4 protein-coding genes are annotated in these 2,643 nt (G+C 60.8%); all 4 read right to left on the reverse strand.

Annotated features, from left to right (window positions below; all coding sequences use genetic code 11):
- Window positions 1-1,133: phage terminase large subunit (locus FS320_RS41505; protein WP_152718399.1), on the reverse strand; the 1,133-nt coding region annotated here is incomplete at its 3' end.
- On the reverse strand, window positions 1,114-1,623 hold the full coding sequence (locus tag FS320_RS41510) for a terminase (RefSeq protein WP_152718400.1): 510 nt from the start codon (window positions 1,621-1,623) through the stop codon (window positions 1,114-1,116). The genes FS320_RS41505 and FS320_RS41510, both read right to left, overlap by 20 nt.
- A complete protein-coding gene (locus tag FS320_RS41515) occupies window positions 1,623-2,012 on the reverse strand; it encodes a terminase small subunit-like protein (RefSeq protein ID WP_152718401.1) in 390 nt (129 codons plus the stop codon). Before FS320_RS41515 ends, FS320_RS41510 begins: the two co-directional genes overlap by 1 nt.
- An 80-nt stretch (window positions 2,013-2,092) precedes the next feature.
- Window positions 2,093-2,326, reverse strand: a complete 234-nt coding sequence (locus tag FS320_RS41520; RefSeq protein WP_152718402.1) for a helix-turn-helix domain-containing protein — start codon at window positions 2,324-2,326, stop codon at window positions 2,093-2,095.
- Window positions 2,327-2,643 lie beyond the last annotated feature (317 nt).

The raw sequence follows: 2,643 nt of genomic DNA on the forward strand, positions 1-2,643 counted from the left end.
GGATCGACCACGACGTAGGCGTACTTGATGCCGTCAGACGTGTCGGGGATCGAGCGGGCTTTGATGCCTCGGGCGAACTCCTTGACATCGAGCTTGATGCCGACGTTGGCCTTGGGCTTGCCGGTGATCGGATCGGTCTGGACGCCGTACCACTCGCGGTAGCGCAGGAGGCTCCCCCTTGGCATGTGGTAGTTGGTGCCGGGGATCAGGGTGTCCTCGCCCACGACAGCATACCAGCCCACAGAGAAAGGCCGATAAGAGCCCCAATCCACCGCAATAAACCGCGTCCAGTCCTTGGGGATTTCGAACGGCTGGACGACATGCCGCTTGTTCGACCACTCAGCGAAGTACGCGCCTTCAACGATGTCCCAGTCGCCGTCACGCATCGCCTTGACCAGAGCCGCGCTGCCCAATCCCGAGAGCCGCGCCTCATAGCCGGGGTCGTCCTCTTGCAGCGAGGGATTGTCGTCGAGCCGGGCGGGGATGTACTGGCGCAGCATGCCGCCCTCGCTGTCGTGCTGCGGTTCGATGGTAAGCGGCTCGTGCCCTGAGATCCAGGTTTCCTTGACCCACAGGTGGCCGACGTTGCCGGGGTTGGCGCTGCACAGGATGCGCGGAAAGCGCCGGGCGAGGACAGGCGGCAGCGACAGTCCGACCATGCGCACGCGATTGCGCAGGAAGCGGTACATGTCTTCGAGGAAATGCGTCAGCTCGTCGATGAGCAGAACATGAATTTCCGCGCCCTGGTATTTGTAGACGTCCTTCGGGTCTTTGCAGTGACACAGATAAATCTTCGAGCCATTGGGAAACCGGATCTCATTTTCGATGATGTCGCAGCACCCGGCATTGACCATGTGCGCCAGCATCGCCCGAAAACCCTTCGGCCCTTCCATGTGGTTCTTGAGCAGATCCTCGCGCACGCGGCGGAAGAGATACACCTGGAGGCCGGGGATGGCGATGCACCACGTGACCGCCGCCACGCGCATCAGGAAAGATTTCCTACCACCTGCCGCCCCGCCGAACAGCACCTCGGTCGCGGGCGTGTCGAAGGCGGTGAGCTGCTTAGGGTGCAGCGTTACGTGAAACTCGACCGTGTCGTAGTCGGGCAGGCTCTTAGGTTGCGCCTGACCCATCGTCCTCGCCCAGTGGCTTGCCGTTGATGAAGACCTGAGCCCAGGGCTTGCCCTGCTCCAGCGCCGCCTGCGTCACAGGTCCCGGATCGTGCGTAATCTCTTTGCGGTCGCGCCACCTGTCCGGTTGCCGGTTTTTCAGCCAACTCAAGGCTGCGCCCGCATCGGGCGGGTGATAGACCCTGGTCGGCACGCGGACGACCCGCTCCTCGCGATTGATTTCGTCCTTGTCGTAGAAGATTTTCTCGCTCTCGGTCCAGAAGCCGGTGCCGCGCTTGTAGAAGCTCATCACCATGTTGCCGTCCGCAGGCTCCTTCCCGAGCTGGAGTGCCTCTAGAAATGCCGGGTGTTCGTCCTGCCACGTGTAGAAGGTCTGTGTGCAGATCCTGAAGGCACCGGCCATCTCCTCGTCGGTCATCCCGAGCAGGGCGAACTTGTAGGCATACTCGGGATGGTATGCCTCGTCGTACTTCGTCGGTCTTCCGGCTGGCATCACTCATCCTCCGGTTCGAAGCTAAGAAAGCGGAAGGCCAGATCCTGAAGCGGGCCGTCGAGGCTGCGGATCTTAGGCGTGCGCCGGGCGATCAACTCTTTCGTGACGGCCAGCAGGCGCTCTATCTCCTTCGGATCGGCGTCTGACCAGGGGCCGCCCGCCTCGTCGAGCAGGATTTCCTCCAGGCGATACAGCTGGATGACCTTTGCCGCCTCGTATGCCTTGCGGAAGGCCGCATCGGTCGCCAGTGCGCGGTAGATGTGTGTCTCCGGTACGCCCAGGTCTGAGGCGATGCGCGGGATAGGCTTGCATTGAATGATCAGGTCCAGGATGTCGTCCTTGGTGTTGTCGGTCAGGACCTGGGGTCGTCTGGCGGTCTGCGCTTTCATGAAATGCCCCTGTTGCAGTTCTTGGTTCGTTCTCAATATCATACCTTCCATCCCGTCCGTCTATCATAGTGGCTTGTCCGTCAGCGGCTGAGGCAGACGCACTCCCTTCCATCCTCGCTGAGGAACGTCACGCCCGCCTCCTGGAAGGCCAAACGCAGCTTTTCGAGGTTCGCCCCTGAACTGCGCAGCGGCCCGTACTGCGGGTTTTCCATGCGCTGGATCGTCGGCAGCGACAGTCCCGACCGCTGGGCCAACTCGGCCTGCGACCATCCCGCCAACTCGCGTCCCGCTTTGACCATCCCTGCCGTTTTCATGCTTTTTGCATAATCCATGATGTCTATTGCTTTACGCAGTAGCTATCGCGTGTTATGTTTAGCACATAGTTGGTTATGCGTTAAGCAGCATATATCACGTTCGCAGACGGACTTCTTGTCCTTCCGACGCCCCATCACCTGAAGGTGCGCCTGTTATCTCATCGTCGCCGCTGACAAACAGGAGATTGATCCATGGCTCGAAGCGTTAACATGACCGACGAACACCTGCCCGGCGCGGCTGCGCTGCTGTGGGTCGAGACGCAGATCGAGGTCGATACCGACGAGGACGGCTGCGTGTTGGTCGACATCTTCAACGA

The organism is Microvirga tunisiensis, from assembly GCF_009296175.1.
In the GTDB taxonomy this organism is placed as follows: Bacteria; Pseudomonadota; Alphaproteobacteria; order Rhizobiales; family Beijerinckiaceae; genus Microvirga; species Microvirga tunisiensis.